Annotated in this window: 1 pseudogene; it reads left to right on the top strand. The window is 62.3% G+C overall.

The features are described from left to right. Positions 1–528 (top strand): annotated as a pseudogene (locus AB4Z35_RS30200) (Eco57I restriction-modification methylase domain-containing protein); the annotation flags it as partial.

Here is a 528-nt window from a genome sequence, read left to right on the forward strand (position 1 = left end):
GTGCTGCTGTTGCTGGAAGCTATCCAGCAATTCCAGGGCCGCACGTTGTCTTACCGTGCGCTGGATGTCGAACAGATTGGCTACGTGTACGAGGGTCTGCTCGAACGCACCGTCAAACGCACCGATGAAGTCACGCTGGAACTGGATGCCACCAAGAGCGCCAAAACCCCATGGGTCAAGCTGGCCGAGCTGGATTCGGCAAGTCTGGATGGTGCTGCGCGATTGGCCGAGTTGCTGCAAGAACGCTCCGGCAGTTCCGCCAGCCGGGTGCGCAATGATCTGGCCAAAGCCATCGACGACGCCTTGGCCGACCGCCTGCTGACCGCTTGCCAGGGCGACACCAAGCTCCGCGATCGCGTCAAACCCTACGCCCATCTGCTGCGCACCGATCCATGGGGCTATCCGCTGGTGTATCCCGCTGGTGCTTTCATCGTCACCACCGGTTCCGACCGACGTGAAACCGGTACCCACTACACCCCGAAATCGCTGACCGAGGCCATCGTCGCCGAGACGCTCACGCCGGTGGCC

It is taken from the genome of Pseudomonas sp. KB_15 (genome assembly GCF_052114525.1).
In the GTDB taxonomy this organism is placed as follows: Bacteria; Pseudomonadota; Gammaproteobacteria; order Pseudomonadales; family Pseudomonadaceae; genus Aquipseudomonas.